Source organism: Ruegeria sp. C2, from assembly GCF_056537765.1.
In genome coordinates this window covers 462,705-484,527 of sequence record NZ_JBQFRZ010000001.1, presented here as the reverse complement: position 1 = coordinate 484,527, position 21,823 = coordinate 462,705, and the positions used below count along the sequence as shown (strand labels likewise).

18 protein-coding genes are annotated in these 21,823 nt (G+C 59.0%); 4 read left to right on the top strand and 14 right to left on the bottom strand.

Annotated features, from left to right (window positions below; all coding sequences use genetic code 11):
• Positions 1–131: 131 nt before the first annotated feature.
• A complete protein-coding gene (gene ilvC, locus ACR0IV_RS02455; RefSeq protein WP_170689671.1) occupies positions 132–1,154 on the top strand; it encodes a ketol-acid reductoisomerase in 1,023 nt (340 codons plus the stop codon).
• Between the two features lie 45 nt (positions 1,155–1,199).
• On the opposite strand, the gene ACR0IV_RS02450 is transcribed toward ilvC, so the two are convergent.
• Both ACR0IV_RS02450 and ACR0IV_RS02445 read right to left on the bottom strand, forming a co-directional pair.
• Positions 1,200–1,655, bottom strand: coding sequence for an SRPBCC family protein (locus ACR0IV_RS02450; RefSeq protein ID WP_480658031.1), 456 nt, complete (start codon positions 1,653–1,655; stop codon positions 1,200–1,202).
• Positions 1,652–1,963 (bottom strand): ArsR/SmtB family transcription factor, encoded by a 312-nt coding sequence (locus ACR0IV_RS02445; protein WP_480658032.1) that lies wholly within the window; start codon positions 1,961–1,963, stop codon positions 1,652–1,654. Before ACR0IV_RS02445 ends, ACR0IV_RS02450 begins: the two co-directional genes overlap by 4 nt.
• Positions 1,964–2,041: 78 nt before the next feature.
• Here ACR0IV_RS02445 and ACR0IV_RS02440 point away from each other — a divergent pair, with 78 nt between their 5' ends.
• On the top strand, positions 2,042–2,944 hold the full coding sequence (locus ACR0IV_RS02440; RefSeq protein ID WP_480658033.1) for a DMT family transporter: 903 nt from the start codon (positions 2,042–2,044) through the stop codon (positions 2,942–2,944).
• On the opposite strand, the gene glmM is transcribed toward ACR0IV_RS02440, so the two are convergent.
• The 9 genes from glmM to ACR0IV_RS02395 all read right to left on the bottom strand — a co-directional run bounded on the left by glmM (position 2,941) and on the right by ACR0IV_RS02395 (position 15,151).
• Positions 2,941–4,284 carry a phosphoglucosamine mutase gene (gene glmM, locus ACR0IV_RS02435; RefSeq protein WP_480658034.1) on the bottom strand — a complete coding sequence of 448 codons (1,344 nt, stop codon included), beginning with the start codon at positions 4,282–4,284 and terminating at the stop codon, positions 2,941–2,943. The genes ACR0IV_RS02440 and glmM overlap by 4 nt on opposite strands.
• A 34-nt stretch (positions 4,285–4,318) precedes the next feature.
• Positions 4,319–5,317 (bottom strand): dihydropteroate synthase, encoded by a 999-nt coding sequence (gene folP, locus ACR0IV_RS02430; RefSeq protein ID WP_480470142.1) that lies wholly within the window; start codon positions 5,315–5,317, stop codon positions 4,319–4,321.
• Positions 5,314–6,234, bottom strand: coding sequence for a dihydroneopterin aldolase (locus tag ACR0IV_RS02425; RefSeq protein ID WP_480658035.1), 921 nt, complete (start codon positions 6,232–6,234; stop codon positions 5,314–5,316). The genes folP and ACR0IV_RS02425 overlap by 4 nt, the downstream gene beginning before the upstream one ends.
• A 102-nt stretch (positions 6,235–6,336) precedes the next feature.
• Complete coding sequence (locus tag ACR0IV_RS02420; protein ID WP_480658037.1) at positions 6,337–7,710, bottom strand: multicopper oxidase family protein; 1,374 nt, start codon at positions 7,708–7,710, stop codon at positions 6,337–6,339.
• Positions 7,711–7,783: 73 nt separating this feature from the next.
• Positions 7,784–8,422, bottom strand: a complete 639-nt coding sequence (locus ACR0IV_RS02415; RefSeq protein ID WP_480658039.1) for a cell wall hydrolase — start codon at positions 8,420–8,422, stop codon at positions 7,784–7,786.
• Between the two features lie 186 nt (positions 8,423–8,608).
• Positions 8,609–11,170 (bottom strand): putative PEP-binding protein, encoded by a 2,562-nt coding sequence (locus tag ACR0IV_RS02410; RefSeq protein ID WP_480658041.1) that lies wholly within the window; start codon positions 11,168–11,170, stop codon positions 8,609–8,611.
• Between the two features lie 36 nt (positions 11,171–11,206).
• A complete protein-coding gene (gene glyS / locus ACR0IV_RS02405) occupies positions 11,207–13,408 on the bottom strand; it encodes a glycine--tRNA ligase subunit beta (protein WP_480658042.1) in 2,202 nt (733 codons plus the stop codon).
• A gap of 9 nt (positions 13,409–13,417) precedes the next feature.
• On the bottom strand, positions 13,418–14,626 hold the full coding sequence (gene gltS, locus ACR0IV_RS02400) for a sodium/glutamate symporter (RefSeq protein WP_480658043.1): 1,209 nt from the start codon (positions 14,624–14,626) through the stop codon (positions 13,418–13,420).
• Between the two features lie 3 nt (positions 14,627–14,629).
• Positions 14,630–15,151, bottom strand: coding sequence for a DUF6446 family protein (locus tag ACR0IV_RS02395; RefSeq protein ID WP_480658044.1), 522 nt, complete (start codon positions 15,149–15,151; stop codon positions 14,630–14,632).
• A gap of 78 nt (positions 15,152–15,229) precedes the next feature.
• Between ACR0IV_RS02395 and ACR0IV_RS02390 the strand changes: the two genes are divergently transcribed.
• Positions 15,230–15,862, top strand: coding sequence for a MarC family protein (locus tag ACR0IV_RS02390; RefSeq protein ID WP_480658046.1), 633 nt, complete (start codon positions 15,230–15,232; stop codon positions 15,860–15,862).
• A gap of 8 nt (positions 15,863–15,870) precedes the next feature.
• Here the strand turns inward: ACR0IV_RS02390 and ACR0IV_RS02385 are convergent, their stop codons facing one another.
• Positions 15,871–16,800 (bottom strand): glycine--tRNA ligase subunit alpha, encoded by a 930-nt coding sequence (locus ACR0IV_RS02385; protein WP_480470151.1) that lies wholly within the window; start codon positions 16,798–16,800, stop codon positions 15,871–15,873.
• Positions 16,801–17,005: 205 nt separating this feature from the next.
• Here ACR0IV_RS02385 and ACR0IV_RS02380 point away from each other — a divergent pair, with 205 nt between their 5' ends.
• Positions 17,006–18,742: a serine protease gene (locus ACR0IV_RS02380; protein ID WP_480658047.1), complete on the top strand. Its 1,737-nt coding sequence runs from the start codon at positions 17,006–17,008 to the stop codon at positions 18,740–18,742.
• Between the two features lie 54 nt (positions 18,743–18,796).
• On the opposite strand, the gene ACR0IV_RS02375 is transcribed toward ACR0IV_RS02380, so the two are convergent.
• Positions 18,797–20,371: a thiamine pyrophosphate-binding protein gene (locus ACR0IV_RS02375; protein WP_480658049.1), complete on the bottom strand. Its 1,575-nt coding sequence runs from the start codon at positions 20,369–20,371 to the stop codon at positions 18,797–18,799.
• A complete protein-coding gene (locus ACR0IV_RS02370; RefSeq protein ID WP_480658050.1) occupies positions 20,371–21,819 on the bottom strand; it encodes a TrkH family potassium uptake protein in 1,449 nt (482 codons plus the stop codon). Before ACR0IV_RS02370 ends, ACR0IV_RS02375 begins: the two co-directional genes overlap by 1 nt.
• Between the last annotated feature and the right edge of the window lie 4 nt (positions 21,820–21,823).

Here is a 21,823-nt window from a genome sequence, read left to right as displayed (position 1 = left end):
GATTTTTTCATGTTTCTCTAAATTGAAGAATTATTCTTCACCTTTTTATCAAATACTCAATCCCAACCCTATCGCCAATAGCAAACCCGCAGGATAGAAGCACAGCAATCGAAACTGAAAGGACCGGCGAAATGCGCGTCTATTACGATCGCGATTGCGATATCAACCTGATCAAAGACAAGAAAGTGGCCATCCTGGGCTATGGTAGCCAAGGCCACGCCCACGCGCTGAACCTGCGCGACTCAGGTGCCAAGAACCTGGTTATCGCTCTGCGCGAAGGTTCGCCCTCGGCCAAGAAAGCCGAAGGTGAAGGTCTGCAAGTGATGGGCATCGCCGAAGCCGCAGCATGGTGCGACGTCATCATGTTCACCATGCCCGACGAATTGCAGGCCGAGACCTACAAGAAATACGTCCATGACAACATCAAGCCGGGCGCGGCCATCGCGTTCGCCCACGGCCTGAACGTCCACTTCGGCCTGATCGAGCCAAAAGAAGGCGTCGACGTCATCATGATGGCCCCCAAGGGCCCCGGCCACACCGTGCGTGGCGAATACACCAAAGGCGGCGGCGTGCCCTGCCTGGTCGCTGTAGACAACGACGCGACCGGCAAAGCGCTGGAAATCGGCCTGTCCTACTGCTCGGCCATCGGTGGCGGCCGCTCGGGCATCATCGAAACCAACTTCCGCGAAGAATGTGAAACCGACCTGTTCGGTGAGCAGGCGGTGCTGTGCGGCGGCCTGGTAGAGCTGATCCGCTGCGGCTTTGAAACTCTGGTCGAAGCGGGCTACGCGCCCGAGATGGCTTACTTCGAGTGTCTGCACGAAGTGAAACTGATCGTTGACCTGATTTATGAAGGCGGCATCGCCAACATGGATTACTCGATCTCGAACACGGCCGAATACGGCCAGTACGTCACTGGCCCGCGTATCCTGAAATACGACGAGACCAAAGCGCGCATGAAAGCGGTTCTGGACGACATCCAGCAGGGTAAATTCGTTCGCGACTTCATGCTGGAAAACGCCGTTGGCCAGCCCACCATCAAAGCGTCGCGCCGTGCCAATGATGAGCACATGATCGAGGAAACCGGTGCCAAACTGCGCGCAATGATGCCCTGGATCTCCGCCGGTAAGATGGTTGACAAAGAAAAGAACTAAGTCTGGCGTCAGCTAGAAAAAGGGCGGCCCCGGTGGCCGCCCTTTTTATTTGGCAACCGCGTTCGCATAGCATTCGCCAAGAACAAAGTCCCAGCCTTTGTCATAATTCGTACGCTTGTCTTTCGCCTCAGCCGCCCAGACTTCCCAACCGGAATGGGTCAAAGTCACTTTGGTTTGACCGTCCCCATGTGCATCAAACTGTACCTCTACCCGGGTGGAGAAATCTGCGTTCGTACCGGGATGCCATGTGAAGGCCAGCCGCTTACCCTCCTCGAAAACCAAGACTTCACCCCAGTCCGCACGTGCGCCGTCAAACATAGTCTCATAAATCGCGCCGCCGGCACGAGGCTCGATGACGACCGCAAGGGCCGGATTACCTTGGGAGGCAGATACCGCGTGCCCGTCCAGCGGCCACCATTTGGCAATCCTGTTGACGAAGATGTCAAAGGCACGCGCAGATTCGGCGTTGACCACAACGGTTTTCACAATTGGATCTGTCACGAACCTTCCCTCCCTGAATTCACTTCATCTGCAAAACTGCTCATGACATCTGTCCAGTATTTGTCGAGCCACGACCGAAGCGCATCCAACCCATCCGGGCACACCGCATAGATCCGCCGCGTGCCTTCCGCTCGGCACATCACCAGCCCCGCGTCCGACAGAACCTTAAGATGTTGCGAAACAGCGGGGCGGCTCACCGGCAATTCGGCGGCAATGTCCCCCACTGATCTGGGCGTACGCGCGACCGCTTCAAACACTTGCCTTCGGGTGGTGTCCCCCAATGCTGATAATGCCTTATCGTAAGTCATTACTTACGGTAAGTTAAAACTAACGGAATGTCAATTTCATCTCGTGACATGTTCAACATAGAGGGATAAGGGGATGGAATGGTTGAACAACCCTCAACACGTGATTGGAGCGGCGTCTTCATTCTGGGCCTCATCTGGGGTGCCACATTCATGGTCGTCGCCATGGCGCTTGAGGGGTACGGCCCCATCACGGTCGCCACCTCGCGCACCACGCTGGGCGCGGTGACACTGTTGATTCTGATGCGGATCACGGGACGCCGCATTCCAACCCTGACATCTGAACTGAGCATGTCGATCACGCTGATCGGTTTGCTGTCAACAGCAGTACCCTTCATGCTGCTGAGCTGGGGGCAGCAATTTGTCCCTTCCGCATTTGCCGGGCTATCCATGGCAGCGATCCCGCTGATGGTTTTACCTCTGGCCCATTTCTTCTCGGACGAGCCGCTGAACCTGCGCCGCCTGGTCGGGGTTTGCCTCGGCTTCACCGGCGCTTTGGTGTTGATCGGGCCCGGCCTTGCGCAATTGGGCCAAGGGGCCGAGCCTCTGGCGCAGCTGGCCTGCATCCTTGCTGCACTGTGCTATGCCAGTTCGTCGATCATGACGCGTCGCTGCCCCCCAATTGATCCGCTGGTCCTTGCGGCCCTGACGTTGGTTGTGGGGGCCATCGTATTGGTACCCACCATGCTGCTGACCGAAGGGCTACCGGCCTGGCAAGGCACCCGCCCGACCCTGGCGCTTATCGTGCTGGGCTTATTGCCCACGGCTTTTGCCACCCTGCTGCGGGTTTCGATCACGCGCAGTGCTGGGTCGGTCTTTCTGACGCTGGTAAATTATCAGGTGCCTGTCTGGTCGATGGTCTTCGGCGCCTGGATCTTGTCCGAGGCGCTGCCGCTACGCTTCTTCGTTGCACTTCTGCTGATCCTGACCGGCATGGCCATCAGCCAATGGTTCAGCCTGCGCAAAATGCTGATCGGGCGCTAACCCGCGACCGCTTCAACCTCGGCCACGATACCGTCAACCACCTGAATTAGCAGAGCAGCGTCCTCGCATTCGGCCATCACCCGGATCAAAGGTTCCGTGCCCGATTTGCGGATCAGCAGACGACCCTGCCCGTTCAGTCGCGCCTCAGCTTCAGAAATGGCGGTTTTGACATTGGCCGCCTCTAGCGGAGCCTGCCCAGCGGTGAACCGTACATTCTTGAGCAATTGCGGAACCGTTTCGAACTGGCGCGACAGCTCTGAAGCTTTCCTTTCGGACAGAACCATCTCGGCCAGGAAATGCAGGCCCGCCATCAAACCGTCTCCGGTGGTGGCATAATCACTCATCACGATATGGCCCGATTGCTCACCCCCCAGGTTAAACCCACCTGAACGCATCCGTTCGACCACATAGCGATCCCCGACCGAAGTACGCTCCAACCGCAGTCCCTGCCCGGCCAGATGCCGTTCCAAACCGAGGTTCGACATCACGGTGGCAACCAGCGCATCGCCTTTCAGCCGCTCCGCTTTTGACCAGGCAGAGGCGAGCAGTGCCATCAGTTGATCGCCATCGGCAACTGCACCGGTTTCGTCAATCACCACAACCCGGTCAGCATCACCATCAAGGCAGATACCCACGTCGGCCCCATGCGCCACAACGGTTTCGGCAGCGGTCTGCGGTTGCGTCGAGCCACATCCCAAATTGATGTTCTTGCCATCCGGCGCGATACCGACAGGGATCACATCGGCGCCAAGCTCCCAAAGCACCTCGGGCGCAGTGCGATGTGCAGCGCCGTTCGCGCAATCGATCACGACCTTTAATCCGTCCAGCTTCACGTCTCGGGGCAACGAGGATTTCACGCGTTCGCCATAACGGAAGCGCGCATCATCCACGCGGCGTGCACGACCAATATTCTGCGCCTGAGCCGGCTTCACGCCTTCTTCAATCAGCCGCTCAATCTCAAGCTCGGCCTGATCGGACAACTTGAATCCGTCCGGTCCAAAGAATTTGATCCCGTTATCCTCGGCCGGGTTGTGGCTGGCCGAAATCATAACGCCAAGGTCCGCCCGCATCGAGCGGGTCATCAGACCAACTGCAGGCGTCGGCACCGGTCCCAGCAGCAACACGTTCATCCCGGTCGAGGTCAGACCCGCCGTCAGCGCGTTTTCCAGCATATAGCCCGACAGTCGTGTGTCCTTACCTATGACAACCCGGTGAACGCCCGAAGCGTCACGGCGGAAATATCGACCCACTGCCGCCCCTATGCGCAAGGCCATATCAGCCGTCATCGGATAGGTGTTGGCGGTCCCCCGCACCCCGTCGGTTCCGAACAGCTTGCGCATAAGTCTTAACTCCTGAAATTCCTTTGTGCCCGGATTACCGGACGGCGGACCAAAGACGCAAGGCTTGAGCAGTCTCGGCCACGTCATGGACACGTATAATCTGCACACCCTGTGACAATCCCGCCAGAGCAACTGCAATTGACCCCGGTGCACGGGCATCCTTGCGCGGCTCTTTGCCGATCTGGCCGATAATCCCCTTGCGGGACACGCCCAACAGGATCGGGCAGCCAAGCCCGTGGAATAAGCTGAGATTGCGTAGCAGGATCAGGTTGTGCTCCGTGGTCTTGCCAAATCCAATGCCTGGGTCGACGATGATCAGATCGCGGCTCAGGCCAAGGCTCTCAAGATGCGCGATCTGCGCCGCGAGAAAGTCATATACATCCAGCAAAACGTCATCATATTGCGGATCATCCTGCATCGTCGTCGGATCGCCCTGCATGTGCATCACACAGACAGGCGCACCAATCCGGGCACAAAATGGAGCAAGCTGTGGGTCGAAGGTAAAACCCGACACATCATTGATCAGCCCTGCCCCAGCCGCATGCGCCGCCTCAGCGACGCGGGCCTTACGCGTATCGATCGAAATCAGCGCATCGGTCTCGGCCCGGATTGCTGCGATCAATGGTTCCGTGCGGGCGATCTCTTCCTCGGCGGGTACGAAATCGGCGCCAGGGCGGGTGGATTCTCCGCCGATGTCCAGAATGCTGGCCCCGTGACCGACCATCCCGACAGCGGCTGCGCGGGCCGCGTCGACCGAATTATGCACGCCCCCATCCGAGAAACTGTCGGGCGTTGCATTCAGAATACCCATGATCTGCGGCTGCGCCATATCCAGTCCGGCTATGGTCGCGCGTGGATAGGTGAGATACTCCATGTATGCATCTGGAATATCACCGATTTCTACAATCTCTGAGGTTTTGCCTCGCTGCAGCTTTTCAGCTTGCGTGAACCACAATTGCTGACCCGCCAGCGGCACAGCGCCCGACGGGCGCAGAGGCCCGTGCTGAACAAGCGGTCGGTAATAGACTGTCACAACCGCGCCTGATCCACGGAAATTGCACGCAGCGGCGTCTTTGGCGCGTCTGGCAGTTCACCACCGATCACCATCATCTCGCTGGCCTCGAAGGTCGCGGCAAACCACGCTGCCAGCGCAACCGCATCTGACGGCGCCGCAGAGGGGCCATCCACAGCGTCCAATACGATTTTGGACGGTGCCCAAACACAGATCTGGTCGTTTTTCATCGCCCAATCCAGCTCGGTCCGGGTCGAAACGACCACGCATCGATGGTCGCGAGCAGCCAAAACCCAGGCGTTCTGCTCGATCGCCAACAGGTCAATCCTGCGCTGGGTCATCGCATGCCCGGTTTGCGGGACTGCAAGATCGGATGCGCCGACACAGAGGATCAGAGGGCGTTGCCGGTTCTGTAGCTGGTCGATCCAACCAGCCAGATTGCTCGACGCTATCGCCTCGTTCGACAGAAAGACCAGCCGGGGATGCGGTCGTTCTTCCTCGGCCACATCATGATGTACCGCATCTTTGCCGCGCACGATCTCGACCCCCAGAGCACCGGGCCCGCGATCCAGCTTTTCGATGCGAACAAAAGCCCTTACAGCCTGAGGCTCAAGCAGGATACGTTCAGCCACGCGGTCTGCCAAAGTTTCCAGAAGGTTCAACCGCTCAGCGGCAAGTTCAAACGCAATCGCTTCGGTTACGCGATCATAGGACAGGATACGATCCACATCATCGTCGATCGGATCGGTCAGCGGGCGCACTTCGACCACGATGTTGAAACAGATGCGCTGTGTGGTGCCGCGCTCGGCCTGAAAGGCCCCGATCTCAACCTCTACGATATGATCGCGCAGAGAGATTCGATCCAGCGGACCGCGCGTGGCGGTTGCTTCGGACCGTTCAGACGGATGCGCGAAGGCAAGGCGGATTTCAGAGCTCATCTGATGGACCTTTTCAGACGTGGAGGGCTAATCAGCCCACATTAAGCGATGTGCGGGCATATAACACTGCAGCAAACGCCTTTCCAGCCATCGAATCCGGCGTCAGGCGACCCGGTACCAGCTCATCATACCCGAGGCGGCATGACCCAGCATGTGGCAATGCAGCAGCCAATTGCCGGGATTATCGGCCAGCAACGCGATCTGCCGGGTCTGTCCCCGCTCGACCAACACGGTGTCACGCCACGGGCCCAGACTGCCATCCGGCAGGATTAGCCTGAAATGGTGGCCGTGCAGATGCATCGCATGCGGAAACGCCGTCTCATTGACAAACTCAATACGGTGGACGTTGCCCAGATTCGTATCCAGAAACGGATCAGAAGGTCGCTCAGCATAGCCGTTGAGCGCCCAGAACCGTCCCAGTTGCGCTAGTTCCTGGCCCGAAAGTTCAGTATCCCCCAATATTGCGCGATCCAGCCAGCGCATCGCGCCACCTTGTATCGCCATGCGATGCAGCGGCGCACCCTCCAGTGCCACCTCAGGTAACGGATTTGCGGGTAACGGCTTCACCCCGGAACGAACGGAACTTGCCGCAGCGCCTGTCACATCGAACCTAACCAACCCAAACGCGCCGTCACGCTCGATACTGACGACACTTGCGGTCTGCCCTGCCTCTGCCGAGACATCGACAATCAGGTCAGCCCGTTGTGCCGGTGCAAGCGGAAAGCTATCTTCAACGGCGATTGGCGTCTCGAGCGGCATCCCATCAAGCGCCACGATCCACCCCGTCAAACCGTCGAGCGAAACATCGAATATCCTGGCATTTGCGGCGTTAATCAACCTCAGACGCAAACGTTCGGCGGATTTCACCGGGTAGGATGGGTCAAACCGTCCGTTAACAGACATAAGATTGCCTAACCGCCCAGCGTGGCTCAGGTCATGGCCATTGTCGAAGTCATCGGTGATCTGACCGGTCTCGGGATCCAACCGCCAATCGTCCAGCATCAGAGTAAGATCCTGATCGACATCCGGAGCGACGGCCTCTTCCACGATCAACGGACCATAGAGCCCGCGCGCCACCTGTTCGACCGAGCGATTATGTGCGTGATACCAAAAGGTTCCCGCATCCGGCACAACGAAATCATAGTTAAAGCGGGCCCCCGTGGGCACCGCATCCTGCGTCAAGCCGGGCACACCGTCCATCGCATTGTCGATCCGGATGCCATGCCAATGCACCGCGGTTGCCTGAGGCAGATCGTTCACCAGCGTACGCTGAACCCGTTTGCCTTGACCGATCCGAATTTCGACCCCCGGAACGCCCGCACCATAACTCCATACCGACGTCTGCGGATAACCGTCGGGCGCAATCTGTTGCGTAGATTGTTGGGCGATCAATTCGATATCTGACGCCAATGCTGCACGCGGCAACATCGACATTGCCAGAGCCGATTGCATGAACTGTCTGCGCGTAGTGATCATCGCGAGCCTCCCGGCTCGCAACATAGAGGCAAAATCGGACTGCGCCAGCACCCTTCCAGCGCTGGTGCGTCAATCAGTTGCTCGCTGTCCGATAATTGTGGCGATAGAAAATATGCACACCAATCCGCGCGGTTTCCTTGTAAACCCGCGACCATGAGGGGCGAACCGCCTTGGTATGGTAATGCGTCGCCCCGGCGGTCATCTCTTCCGCCACGCCGTCAATCGCGGCGCGCGCCACCTTGGATACACGCTCATACGCCCGCTTTTCATGGATGACCTCTTTTTGACCATCGCAAGTGTAGGTGAACTGGCACTGATAACGTTTGCCGGTGCCCTGCTTAATCACGCCACACAGCGAATCCGGGAAACGGGCGCTGTCGACACGGTTCAGGATCACTTCGGCAACTGCGAACTGGCCGCGCACGCTTTCGCCGCGGGCCTCGAAATACAGCGCCTCAGCCAGACAACGGAAACCCTCGTCCCCGGTCGCTTTGGGCTGCTGATCCAGCCAATCCTTGGTGTAAGAAATCTCGATCTTTTCCGGCGTCTGACGCGGCTTGAACAGCTTCAGATAGTCGCGGAAATTCTGTGCTGGTAACTCGTTACGGGCAACCAACTCAACAGAGTTACCTTCGTTCTGCCTTTCGGCAAACGACAAACTTGGCAGCAAGGCTGCAGCCCCCACGGCAACAGCCAATATGTAGCGTCTCATCAGATAACCTCGCACAGGCACTTCCGCGCCAAACCCTCCCCCGGCGGGCGCGACGAGGCTGATACCCTACTTAAGGGCAGACGTCCAGTTTTCTGAAAAAGGCAAGAGAAAAACCGCTCACACCGCCGATTTTTGTCGACAGCGGAACGTTTCCTTAGCCACTATTTCTAGGTAGGAGACAGTTAGTCAACCCCCAAGTTTGGACGAAATTGCCAGTTGAGCGGCTGACAGCCGAGCGACGGGAACCCGGAACGGAGAACAGGACACATAGTCGAACCCGAGCGCCCGGCATATAGCGATTGATTCGGGGTTGCCGCCATGTTCGCCACAGACAGAAAGTGTAACGTCTGGTTGAGCTTGGCGCCCACGCTCTGCCCCTAGCTTGAGTAACTCACCCACCCCGTCTGCATCCAGAACGTGAAACGGATCTTCGCCAAACACGCCTAGGCGGACATATGCCGACATGAACCGACCAGCGTCATCTCGGGACAAACCATAGGTCATTTGGGTCAGGTCATTGGTCCCGAAACTCAGGAAAGACGTATTCGGCGCGATTTCATCCGCTCGCAGACAGGCACGTGGCGTTTCCACCATGACACCCAACCTATAGTCGAGCTCTTGTCCACGCTCCGAGGCCACCTCGGCAGCCACCGCATCGATGCGCGCTTTCACCAGTTCGACTTCGCGCTTGGCCGACACCAGAGGGATCATCACCTCGGGAACCACGGGTGCGCCCTCTTTACTGGCCTCAAGCGTCGCTTCGAATATGGCGCGGGCTTGCATGTCATAGATCTCGGGCACGGTCACACCCAGACGTACGCCGCGCAGCCCCAGCATAGGGTTGTATTCGCGCATCGCCTCGACCCTGCGTTCGACATCCGAAACCGGAAGATCCAACGCCTCGGCCAGTTCTCTCTGACCCGTGCGTGTGGTGGGTAGAAATTCATGCAAAGGCGGATCGAACAGCCGGATGCACACTGGCTGCCCCTCCATGATTCGGAACAACTGCACGAAATCCTGCCGCTGCATCGGCAGCAGACGTTCCAGCACCGCAGATCGTCCCGAGGGCGTCTGGGCAAAGATCATTTCACGCATCACCGTCAGGCGGCCCGGATCAAAGAACATGTGCTCGGTCCGGCACAGGCCAATGCCCTGCGCCTGAAAGTTACGCGCTGTTTGCGCGTCGGCAGGCGTATCCGCATTGGCGCGAATTTCGATGTCACGCTCGGCGTCCGCCCAACCCATCAGCGTTTGAAAGCAATCGTCCAGTGCCGCCTCAAGCATCTCGGGTTGTCCGGCCAGAACTTGACCTGAGGTGCCATCGATGGTCAGGACATCGCCAGTTTTGAACACGCGCCCGTCCGGCGCAGTCAGCATCTTTTTCTTGGTCTGGAACCGCATCTCGGACGCGCCCACGATACAGGGCAATCCCAGGCCCCGGCCAATCACGGCAGCGTGGCTGGTGATCCCGCCCTTTTCGGTCAACACCGCCACGGCTGCATGCATTCCCCGCACATCCTCGGGCGAAGTTTCACGACGCACCAGAACACAAGGCTCGCCACGCGCGGCGCTGGCCTGTGCCTCAGCAGCCGTGAAAACGATGCGGCCGGTCGCGGCACCGGGGCTAGCGGCAATGCCAGTGGTCAGCACGTCACGCGCTGCCTCGGGGTGGACCTGACGGTGTAGCAATTCATTCAGCGAATGCGGGTCGATCCGCATCACCGCCTCTTGCGGCGGGATGATACCGTCTTCGGCCAGACGGACGGCAATCCGCATTGCCGCGCGCGAGCCACGCTGAACCCGGACTCCATCCAGAATATGTACGTCGCCATTCTGCACGACGAACTCAACCTGCATCTCTTCACGCAGTTTTTCACGCATTAGCGCCGCGTGGGTCTTGAGATCGGCAAAAGCCCCGGGCGCGACGTCTTCCAGCGATTGTCCGCGCTCATCCCTTTCCAGATACAGCGCCGAGACGCCTTCGCCCAACGCATCCCGACCCTGGCTCTGGCTCAGATAACGACCGGTGATCTGCGGCATGCCCGTCGTCGGGTCGATCAACTGCAGCACACCCGAGCCGCACTCGCCCTGCCCGACACCCGGGATCATCTCTTGAACGACCAGCCCCAGCCCGGCATCCGCCGGCGCGCCCTTGGCCTGCCGTAGCAAACGGGCCGAAGTTCCGTCCCACGCCCGCGCCATCGACCGCAGCACGCCGATCAGTTGCTCGCCCCGATCCTGCGGAAATGCTTCGTCGGTTTCATCTTCGTAGGCGCGCAAAGACAAGCTCAACCCTTCACGTCCATCCGCCTCGATGTCATCAAATACATCCGGGTCCAGCCGGGCCACGTGGATCGCATAGCTCTGCACGAACCGCAAATAGAGCGCGGCCGCTGCATCACGTCCCATACCCGCGGACAAGTCCAGATAGCGGGCATCGTTCATGCCGATATTCAGGACCGCCCCCGGACCGCCCCAATCGGGGTCTTCGGAACTGGGCCGCACACATAACAGCGCTTCGGCGTCGAACTGTTCCATTATTGCCGCGATATCGGGTACATGCCCTTCGGCAATTCGCTGCACCGCGTCAAAAGAGAGCGCTACGGTGCGCGGCACCGGCATCTTGAGCCGAACCAGGCGTTGCAGGCATTTCGCCCGCCCGCCATGGGTATTGGCGGCAACGGGCGCTTTCGAGGTAATAAGCGTGGTCTGCGGATTATTCTGCACTGCGGCACCTTTTGGTTTCACCGCAGCATAAGCCCCTGCGCCCTTGGCGCAAGGGCGTTATCCCTCGATCAGGGTCAGATCGGCAACGCTGGAGCAGACCTTGCGGATCTGGCTCAGTAGGTTCAGACGGTTGCGGCGCAGGATGTCATTGTCGGTGTTGACCTGCACATCCTCAAAGAAAGCATCCACCGATGCCCGCAGCGCAGCCATCGCCGCCATAGCGGTCGGAAAGTCCTCGGCCTTCAGAGCGGGATCGATTTTGGCCTCTGCCGTATCAAGCGCGGCGAACAGCGCCTTCTCGCTGTCGGTTTCGGCAAATTTCACATCCGCACCATAGGAGTATTCCACCCCATCCTTCTCTTCCGCCTGAGACAGGATGTTGTTGGCCCGTTTGAATCCCTGCACGAGGTTCTCTCCATCCTCGGTCGCAATCACCGCGTTCAGCGCACGGGCGCGTTTGACCAACAGGTTGAGGTCGTCGTTGCCGTCCATCGCGATGCAGGCGTCGATGATATCGTGACGGATGCCCTCATCACGCAGGAAGACCTTGAGGCGGTCGTGGAAGAAGGACAACAAGTCCGACGGGGCCGCAGCAACGATTGCGTTCGCAGCCTCGACCTGATGCGCCAGATCATGCACCCGCTTGGCGGCGGCCTCTGCCTCGTCGTCAGACGCCTGCGTTTGGCGCGCTTTGGCCTCTAGCAGAGCTGCCTGCCATTCCGGCAGTTTCAACAGATTACCTAGTGCAGTTGCAAAAGTCTGGCCCAGCGGCAGGCGCAGATCGTTGGTCAGGATCAGGCGGATTACCCCAAGCGCAGCACGGCGCAGGGCAAACGGGTCTTTCGACCCGGTGGGTTTCTCGTCAATCGCCCAGAACCCGGTCAGCGTGTCCAGCTTATCGGCCAACGCCACTGTCACCGACAGCGGCGCAGTCGGCACGTCATCAGACGGTCCCAACGGCGAATAGTGTTCTTGTGCTACGGCAGCCAATTCGGGGCGCATACCTGCAGCCGCGATATAATAGCGGCCCATCAAACCCTGCAGTTCGGGGAATTCATAGACCAATTGCGAGCTCAGGTCGGCCTTGGCCAGATGCGCCGCATCTTTGGCCTGACGCGCATCAACACCCATGACATCGGCCAGATCACCAGCCAAGGCAGCGATACGCTCAATCCGCTCAGCCTGCGTACCCAGCTTGTTGTGGAAGGTCACGTTCTGCAGATCGTTGCTCCAGACGGTCATGTCCAACTTGGCGATGCGCAGGTCATTCTCCCAGAAGAACTTGGCATCCGCCAAACGCGCCGACAGCACCTTCTGATTCCCCGCCAGAATGGTAGCGCCATTGTCGGCGGTCTCACGGTTGGCGACGGTTATGAAGCGCTCGATCCGGCCCGTTTTGGGGTTCTTTACAGAAAAGAACTTTTGGTGCTCTTTCATCGAGGTCTGCAGCACCTCGAGCGGCAGTTCCAGAAACTCCTCGTCGATCTGTCCCATCAGCACGACAGGCCATTCAACCAGACCGGCCACCTCGGCCAGAAGGCCCTTGTCATCAACAACTTCCAGACCCGCGGCGAAAGCCATGTTCTGGGCATCGTTCCAGATATGCTCGGCGCGCTCCTCGGGCGAAAGCACCACAAAGGCGCGTTTCAGCTTGGCGGCGTAGTCCTCGAACGAAGAAACGGAAAATCGGTTCGGGGCCATGAAGCGGTGGCCCTCGGTGGTATCACCAGAGGTGATCCCTTCGACCTCAAGCGGCACAACCTGCGCGCCCGCCTCATCGCTGAGGACACACAGGATCGAGTGCAGCGGCCGCACCCAGCGCATCGAACCCGCGCCCCAGCGCATCGATTTTGGCCAGGGGAAGTTGCGGATCGTCGCTTCCAGCACTTCAGCCACAATCTCAGCCGCCGGACGACCGGCTTTCTCGATGGTCGCGAAATAGACCGCGCCTTTGGGCGTATCACGCTCTTCGAGTTGGTCGCGGGTCAGTCCCGCCCCGCGCAGGAACCCTTCAATGGCTTTGTCGGGCGCTCCGACCTTAGGGCCTTTACGCTCTTCCCGGATGGTGGGGCTTTCGGCCAACAACCCTTCGACCGCCAGTGTCAGGCGGCGCGGCGTGGTCAAGGCCGCAGCCGAGGCATAGGTCAGTCCACCCTCGACCAAGCCGTCCGTGATCCGCTTTTTCAGGTCTTCACCAGCACGGGTTTGCATCCGCGCGGGGATCTCTTCGGAAAACAATTCGATCAGCAGGTCGGGCATAGTCGGTCCTTAGAAACTCACAATCGTCTGGATGACGATTGCATTGGCGATATCCACAAAGAAGGCGGATACAAGGGGCAGTACGATAAAGGCAATAGGCGACGGGCCATATCGCTTGGTCACGGCGGTCATATTTGCAATCGCGGTTGGGGTTGCGCCCAAAGCGAATCCGCCAAAGCCGGCGGCCAATACAGCAGCGCGATAATTCGAGCCCATCAGCGGGAACAGGACCCAGATCACGAACACCACTGCAAAGAGCGTCTGGGCGGTCATGATCAACGCTATCGCAAGGCCAAGCTCAGCTATAGTCCACAGTTGCAGGCTCATCAGGGACATCGCCAGGAACGCCCCCAATGCGAATTCCGAGATCAGCGCCAGCGATGGCGTCCGCGCCACGGGAGGGGCGTTGGGCGCAAGCAGCGCGCGCAGATTGGCAATGATAATCCCCATGATCAGGCAGGGCACGAACAAAGGCAGTTTCAGCCCCGCAGCGCTGATGGCTTCACTCAGGATCACGCCTGAAATGATGGCAAGGTTGAGATATAACAGAACCCGCATAACCGTCTGATGGTCGATTGCGGATTTCTGGTCGACCTCATTGGGCAAACCAACTGTGTGCTCTTCCTCGGGACGACTGGGGTTGAGCTTGCGCCCTTCGACCAACAGCCGCGCAATTGGACCCCCGACTAGAGCGGCCAATACAAGGCCCAAAGTGGCAACAGCAACACCCAACTCAGTCGCGCCTTCGAGCCCGGTGGCTTGTGCGACCTCTGGCGCCCAGGCGATCGCGGTGCCATGGCCGCCGATCAATGCCGCCGAGCCAAACAAAACGCCCGCCTGCGCCGGATAGCCGAACAGAGCCGCCCCTGCCGCCCCGATCACGTTCTGTGCAACGATAGTCAGTAGCGTCAAAATCAGAAGCAGGAGCAATGGCTTGCCGCCTGCGATCAAATCCGAAAGTCGTGCATTCAATCCGATACCGGCGAAGAACAACACCAACAGGAAATCCCGTGTGGTCAGACCAAAGGACAGCTCAACGCCAAATAACAGATACAGAGTCAGTACCACGAGGGAGGCCAACAGACCCCCAGTCACCGGCTCGGGGATATTGAAGCTGCGGAGCGTTGCGATACGGGCATTGATCTCAGCCCCAATCAAGTAGACCGCGAAACCCAGCGTCGCGGTCAAGAAATTCGGGATCTCAACGACCAACTCCACGTGTCACTCCTGCGGTCTGGGCGGGCAGTCTTCTCCCACTACGGTGCCGTCATAGGCTTTCTCACCGCAATTGTTCAGCGCGTGCCAGATATAGCCCTTGCCGTCCCGCGAGATCGCGACGATGCGGTCGACGCCGTAATGGATGTTCTTCGCGCCCATGAAAGCCTGCGCCTGCCCCGATTTCAGCGCATCGGCCAAGGCGACTGCATCGTAACAATCGAACCATCCTGGCGCGGTCAGCGGTTCGGCGTCTTCAACAGCAACAAACCCGACCAGTTGATCGGGCGTCAGATCGGTTTCGAAACAGGCCCGATACCGGATCGGAGAGCTGTCGGCATCTATCGCCTGAAATGCGCTGTAGCTGATCGGTTCCGGCACCTCGGCTCCTGCGACCATCAGAGTAACATCCTGGCCTGGCTTCGGCGTGACATCATAATAGAAGCCGTAAACCTGCAGGTAATACATGCTCCCACCCGCCAGAGCGGCCGAAAACAGAAGGATCAGCGCCAGAAGCTTCCCGGTCATCGTTTATGCGGCCTCTTTCATATTCTGGGGAAATAGGTCAGGTTTCAAACCATTACAGGCAGATGTAAGGCGACAGAGATGGAAACCACCCTTGCCGTTGGATTCTTCGGTGCATTGTTCGCGATCATGAACCCGATCACGAATTTGCCAGTTTTTCTGAGCGTCACACAAGATCTGCCTGCTGCTGATCAGCGCAAGGTGGCGCTGAAAACGGCGCTGTACTGCCTGATACTGGGAGGCGCCTTTGCCTCGGCCGGAAGTCAGGCCCTGGGCCTTTTTGGCATCAGCGTTGACCATTTGCGCGTTGCCGGTGGACTGGTTGTTCTGATGATCGGGCTGAACATGCTGAACGGCAACGAAAGCAGCTCGCATCACGGCACCGACGGCGAGAAGCAATCCTATCCCGCGCCCGAGACGGTCGCGTTCTACCCGCTGGCCTTTCCCATTCTGGTTGGTCCCGGTACGATCACCACACTGATCCTGTACGCACACCACATCAAAAATCCGATCGAAGCTATTGCTTATGCAGGTGTTTTTCTGGTCGTGGTCGCCCTGCTTTTGGTGACATTCTGGAATGCCGCCTGGCTGGCCGAACGGCTGTCTGACAATGCCCGCGTGATCATGAGTCGTTTTATGGGCATGATCCTGTCTGCCATAGCGATCAGCATGATCGCAGACGGCCTGAAGGCGTTGCTGCCCGGTCTGGCCTAAGCCCGCCATCAAGCTTCGAACCCAGCAGCCTCGGTCTGCACAAACGCGTCTGCGCATTGCTTGGCCAGCGCCCGGACGCGGCCGATATAGGCCTGCCGTTCGGTCACCGAGATAACCCCTCGCGCATCAAGCAGGTTGAAGATGTGGCTGGCCTTGATGCACTGATCATAGGCCGGATGCGCCATGATGATACGCTTGCCGGTTTTTGGGTCGTCATGCTCCTGCGCCAGAATGGTCGCACATTCCGCTTCGGCCTCTTCGAAGTGACGCAGCAAGACCTCGGTATTGGCCACGTCAAAGTTCCAGCGCGCGTATTCCTCTTCGGTCTGCTTGAAGATGTCGCCGTAGGTCAGCGGGCTGGGCGACTGAGGATCGTTGAACGGCATGTCCATCACGTGATCGATGCCCAGCACATACATGGCCAGCCGCTCAAGCCCATAGGTCAACTCGCCCGAGACCGGTGCACAGTCGTGGCCGCCAACCTGTTGGAAATAGGTGAACTGGCTGACTTCCATGCCATCACACCAAACCTCCCAACCTAGCCCCCAAGCACCGAGCGTCGGGCTTTCCCAGTCATCCTCAACAAAGCGGATGTCGTGCAGGTCCATATCGATGCCGATGGCTTCGAGCGAGCCGAGATACAGGTCCTGTAGATCCGGCGGGCTGGGTTTGATCAGCACCTGATACTGATAGTAATGCTGCAACCGGTTGGGGTTCTCGCCATACCGCCCGTCCGTCGGTCGACGCGAAGGCTGCACATAAGCCGCGGCCCACGCCTTGGACCCCAACGCGCGCAAGGTGGTCGCCGGGTGGAACGTGCCCGCGCCAACTTCCATGTCATAAGGTTGCAGGATCGCGCAGCCTTTCGTCGCCCAATAGGTCTGAAGCCGCAGGATGATCTCCTGAAATGAACGTGGTGCGCTTTTGGGTTCGGTCATGACATATCCCTTGGACGCCCAGGCGCCCGGTTCCGGTGGGTTCGGCCCTTCCTATGCAAGCCACCAAAGGGCGTCAACGGGCCAATGAGCCACTCTGTCACTGCGCGGCCACACACAGAATTCCCCGTAATCCGGGCATGGTCATCAGGCGGCGATTCCGCGTAATCTGCGCCAAAGTGAAAACACTGCATAAAACGGGCAGACAATGACACGCGTATTTACGGTTATTACATTCTTTTTCCTCTTCGGCCTGCGCGCCGCTTTTGCCCAACAGGACGCGGGCGTCTGGGTTCAGATCGAAGCGCAGCCGTCGCTGCGTGAGGCGCAGGAACGGGCGCAGGCCTATGCCAACGCCCTGCCTGACGTAAACGGGTTTCAACTGAACTCTGGCTGGTATGCCATTGTTATCGGGCCCTATTTGCGCGATGATGCCGAGCAGGTTCTGCGTGTCTATCGCGCTGAACGCCAGATCCCATCTGACAGCTTCATCGCTTTCTCCAGCGCACTGAGGCAGCAATTCTGGCCTATCGGCGCCAATATCCTGAACCGCGGGGTGATTACAGCCCCGGTCCAACCCGAGCCGCAGGAACAACCACAAGCCGGTCTGACCCCGCAAGACTCAGACCAAACGCGCGCTGAGGCATTGCAGGGCGAACGCCTTCTGACCGCGCAGGAACGCAAGGACCTGCAAACTGCATTGCAAGCCGCCGGTTTCTACAACTCGACCATCGACGGTGCCTTTGGCCAGGGCACCCGCCGCTCGATGGCGGATTGGCAGCGGTTCAACGGCTTCGAGGCGACCGGTGTTCTGACCACCCTGCAGCGCAAGTCGCTGATGGATGACTACAACGCACCGCTGATCAGCGTCGGGATGGATCGGTATTCCGACCCGCAAGCCGGGATTGATTTGGATATGCCGCTGGGTGTGCTGGGTTTTGATCGCTATGAGGCCCCATTTGCCCATTTCAAACCCAACTCCGATCTGAACGCCAAGGCGCTGTTGATCTCTCAGGAAGGCTCCCCGGCCACGCTACGCGCGCTGTATGAAGTGATGCAATCGCTTGAGATCATCCCATTGGAAGGTGAACGCGCCCTGCGCGGCAACAGCTTTACCATCGAAGGACGCGGCAACGGGAGTGTCTCATTCACTCAAGCGGCGTTGAAAGACGGCAAGATCAAAGGGTTTACCCTGGTCTGGCCTGAAGGGGATGAGGCGCGTCGTGCGCGCGTTCTGGCGGCGATGCGCGCCAGCTTTGCTACCAATGACGCTGTGCTGGATGCTGGCGCAGGCGCGGACGCCGAACAACGTATCGATCTGCTCTCAGGCCTGCAAATCCGCAAACCGAGGTTGTCCCGATCGGGCTTCTTTGCCGACGCCGACGGAACTGTACTGACTGTCACAGAGGCCGCAGACAACTGCACGCGCATCACGTTGGATGGCGATCAAGAGGTTCAGGTGGCGTGGCAAGATACCAATCTGGGCGTTGCTGTTCTGCGCCCAAACCGGACGCTCGCCCCGATCAGCGTCGCCGAGTTCCGAGCCGATCAACCACGAATCCAGTCTCAGGTTGCTGTGTCAGGCTTTTCTTACGAAGGCGCGTTGGGGGCTCCGACCCTGACCTTTGGTGAAATCGCTGATATTCGCGGCCTCAACGGCGAAAACGGTGTCAAACGTCTTGCACTGGCCGCACAGCCCGGAGACGCAGGTGGGCCGGTCTTCGATGACAGCGGCAGTGTGGTTGGCATGCTGCTGCCTACACCATCCGACGGGCGCGCCCTGCCGGATTCGGTGAGCCTTGCAGCAAATGTCGAACGGCTGACCGAGGTTCTGACCAAGGCGGGTATCTCGGGTCAACCGGCGCAGGGCTCGGCCCAGATTTCCCCAAATGAGCTGAGCCGCAGGGCCAACGGAATGACCGTTCTGGTGCATTGCTGGGACTAATTCGCTAAGATCAGGAAAAAAAGCGCGGCCCTTAGGTGCGGCGCCTTTTTTAGCTCACAAGATGTCCGGCGTGACCCTGATCAGTGTCGGCTTCCCCGCTTCAAAAGCGTCGTGCACAGCAGTTTGCATCTCATCCAGAGTTTGCGGCGCGGCAGACCGCGCCCCGAAGGCTTCGGCCAGTTTACAGAAATCAGGGTTGCGTGCGACGACCGCATTAGGCGCGATCTGTCCGCGCACCATGCTGTCTTCAATCTCTTTCAGCTTGCCATTGTCCCATAGGATGATGGGCAACGACAGGCCAAGTTCCACGGCAACCCCAAGCTCTTGCATCGTATAGTGAAAGCCATAATCACCTACGATCACCGCAGTAGGCTTACGCCGCCGCGCCACTGCGCCACCAATCCCTGCAGGCACGGCGTAACCCAGCGTGCCAAACCCGGTCGGGTGGTGCCAGTGATGGGGGACAGCCATGTCCCAGACCTCTTTCGAAGCGTAGGCAAACTGGGTCATATCCGAATAGATCATCGTATCCGCTGGCATCGCCGCCCTGAGCGCATCAGCCACCGGGACAATCCCCGGACGTTCCGCATCCACATCAGCCCGCCAGCGGGCGCGGGCTTCGCGCACCTCTTCCTCGGACCATCCGACAGCTGGTTTAATCTGCTGGATAGCTTCCCAGAGCGCTTGTGCAAAGCTCTCACCATCTGCCTGCAACTTTACGCCAGCGCGGTGGCGATCCGATAGAACCTCAGGGTCCAGATCGACACGCACCATGGTCGCGGAGTGACCCAAATCATGCCGCCAAAGATCAACCTCGCCCAATTCGGCACCGACAACCACGATCAGATCCGCCGAGCTGATCACTTCGACGCTGCCCGGACGGGGCAGCATTGATCCAAAATCCAACGGATAATCGGCCCCAACCAAGCCGCGCCCGGCATAGGTCGTGAAACAAGCAGCCCCCAGCTGCGTCAATATCTGCCGCCATAGGTTCGACCGGCAGCCACCGCCCAGCATAAACAATGGCCGCTGCGCGTCATTGAGCAAGGTTAGAACTGACGACACATCTGGCGGCAGGGCGTTTTTATCCAGCGCAGAAGGATTCGGGATCGGCGCAGCGCTGGCCTCGGCCTGCAGTTGCGCAATTGGCACCTGAATATGCTTCGGGCGCGAGCGTGAGAGTTCAAACTCTTCAAACGCACGTTCAATCAATCCGTATGCCGCCTGCGCATCGTTTGCCTGACAAGACCAGTCCGCCACCGTCTCGGCGGCGGCGCGCTGGTCTTTCATCTGATGCAATTGACCGCGCTGCGCATCAATCTCGTCCAGGCAAGAAGACAGCACCAGCATCGGCACCGAATCCGAGTATGCCTGCCCCATCGGCGTCATGATATTGCACAACCCCGGCCCGGTAATGACGTAGGCCACACCCGGCTTGCCGGTTGCGCGGGCATAGCCATCGGCCATGAATCCGGCCCCTTGCTCATGCCGAGCCAAAACATGGGTGATCCCGGCCTCTTCGATGCCGCGATACATCTCTTGATTATGCACGCCGGGAATGCCGAAAATCACATCGACGCCGCGATCCTTCAACATATGCGAGATTTGCGCGCCCAGCGGTCGCTTCATTATCCCCTCCAGAACTGAACCGTGAAGATTGCGTAGACGGCCAGCAATTCCAGGCGACCGACCAACATGCCGATGGTCAGCAGCCATTTCGCACTATCATTCAAACCCGCAAAGTTGCCCGCAGGCCCGATCTGGTCCCCCAGCCCCGGCCCGACATTGGCCAGCGCCGTCGCCGCCCCCGAGACAGATGTGATAAAATCCAGCCCTGTCAACGCGAGCGCCCAGGACAGAACCCCCATCGAGAGCACGAAGAACATGAAGAAGCTCATGACCGATGTCAGAACATCCCTGCCAATTGCCCGCCCATCATAGCGCGGCACAAACACACCATGCGGCGAACGGATGCGGCGGATCTGGGTTTTGATCGAGGCAAACAGCAACTGATAACGAAACACCTTGATCGAACATGCGGTCGAGCCCGCACAACCGCCGATCAGCCCGATCAGAAAAAACAGCATGACCGGAAAACTGCCCCAGCCCATATAGTCGACACTCGCATAGCCGGTGCCCGAGATGATCGAGGTTATGTTGAACAGCGACTCGCGAAATGCCCGCTCCCAATGGTGGGGAAAGACCGAGGTCAGGAAGATCGACATAACCACCACAAGAACCGCTATGGTCGCCAGAAACGCCCTGATCTGGCTGTCTTTCCACAGTGAGCTTGTATATCCGTTGGCCAATTGCACATAACGCACGAAAGGTAGCGCCGCGAGGATCATGAAGACGGCAGCGGCGTATTCCATCGGCCCGGAGAAGCGTGCGAATGAGCTGTCGTAATTCGAAAAACCACCCGTCGCGATAGTGGTCATGGAATGTACAACAGCGTCGAAGAAGCTCATGCCGAAGCCCGCATAAACCAGAGCGCAAACGACGGTGAGGAATACATAGATCAGCGAAATCTGCCCCGCGATCTCCTGCGCGCGCGGCAGGATTTTCCCCATCGTTTCAAACCCCTCCGAGCGGAAGATCTGCATACCACCCACCCGCAATTCGGGCAAGAATACCATGGCGACGACGATAATGCCGATACCGCCCAACCATTGCAGTACGCCGCGCCACAGCAGCAGACCCTGTGGTAAATCATCGAGCCCGGATATCACGGTCGAGCCGGTGGTTGTCAGACCCGACATCGCCTCGAAATACGCATCGACGAAACGCAGTTCCGTCTCGCCGAACAGAAACGGGATGGCGCCAAAAATCGGTAGCGCCACCCAGACCCCTGAGGTCAGCAGAAAGGTCTGACGGATGGTAAGACCCTCGCCAACCCCATTCGAGCAACTCATCGCAAGAACACTGCCGGTCAAGAGCGTGATGACCGCGCTTTCAAAGAAAACGTGCCACTCATCCCGCCCTTCGATCAGGTCGGCAAGCATCGGCAACAGCATGGTCACCCCTAGAATGGCGACCAACAGGCCAATCACGTATCCGACCGGGCGAAGATCCATCATGACG

Coding starts and splice junctions, on each gene's coding strand:
- ilvC (WP_170689671.1), top strand. CDS start 132: ATGCGCGTCTATTACGATCGCGATTGCGATATCAACCTGATCAAAGAC.
- ACR0IV_RS02445 (WP_480658032.1), bottom strand. CDS start 1,963: ATGACTTACGATAAGGCATTATCAGCATTGGGGGACACCACCCGAAGG.
- ACR0IV_RS02440 (WP_480658033.1), top strand. CDS start 2,042: ATGGTTGAACAACCCTCAACACGTGATTGGAGCGGCGTCTTCATTCTG.
- glmM (WP_480658034.1), bottom strand. CDS start 4,284: ATGCGCAAGCTGTTCGGAACCGACGGGGTGCGGGGGACCGCCAACACC.
- ACR0IV_RS02425 (WP_480658035.1), bottom strand. CDS start 6,234: ATGAGCTCTGAAATCCGCCTTGCCTTCGCGCATCCGTCTGAACGGTCC.
- ACR0IV_RS02420 (WP_480658037.1), bottom strand. CDS start 7,710: ATGATCACTACGCGCAGACAGTTCATGCAATCGGCTCTGGCAATGTCG.
- ACR0IV_RS02415 (WP_480658039.1), bottom strand. CDS start 8,422: ATGAGACGCTACATATTGGCTGTTGCCGTGGGGGCTGCAGCCTTGCTG.
- glyS (WP_480658042.1), bottom strand. CDS start 13,408: ATGCCCGACCTGCTGATCGAATTGTTTTCCGAAGAGATCCCCGCGCGG.
- ACR0IV_RS02395 (WP_480658044.1), bottom strand. CDS start 15,151: ATGACCGGGAAGCTTCTGGCGCTGATCCTTCTGTTTTCGGCCGCTCTG.
- ACR0IV_RS02390 (WP_480658046.1), top strand. CDS start 15,230: ATGGAAACCACCCTTGCCGTTGGATTCTTCGGTGCATTGTTCGCGATC.
- ACR0IV_RS02385 (WP_480470151.1), bottom strand. CDS start 16,800: ATGACCGAACCCAAAAGCGCACCACGTTCATTTCAGGAGATCATCCTG.
- ACR0IV_RS02380 (WP_480658047.1), top strand. CDS start 17,006: ATGACACGCGTATTTACGGTTATTACATTCTTTTTCCTCTTCGGCCTG.
- ACR0IV_RS02375 (WP_480658049.1), bottom strand. CDS start 20,371: ATGAAGCGACCGCTGGGCGCGCAAATCTCGCATATGTTGAAGGATCGC.
- ACR0IV_RS02370 (WP_480658050.1), bottom strand. CDS start 21,819: ATGATGGATCTTCGCCCGGTCGGATACGTGATTGGCCTGTTGGTCGCC.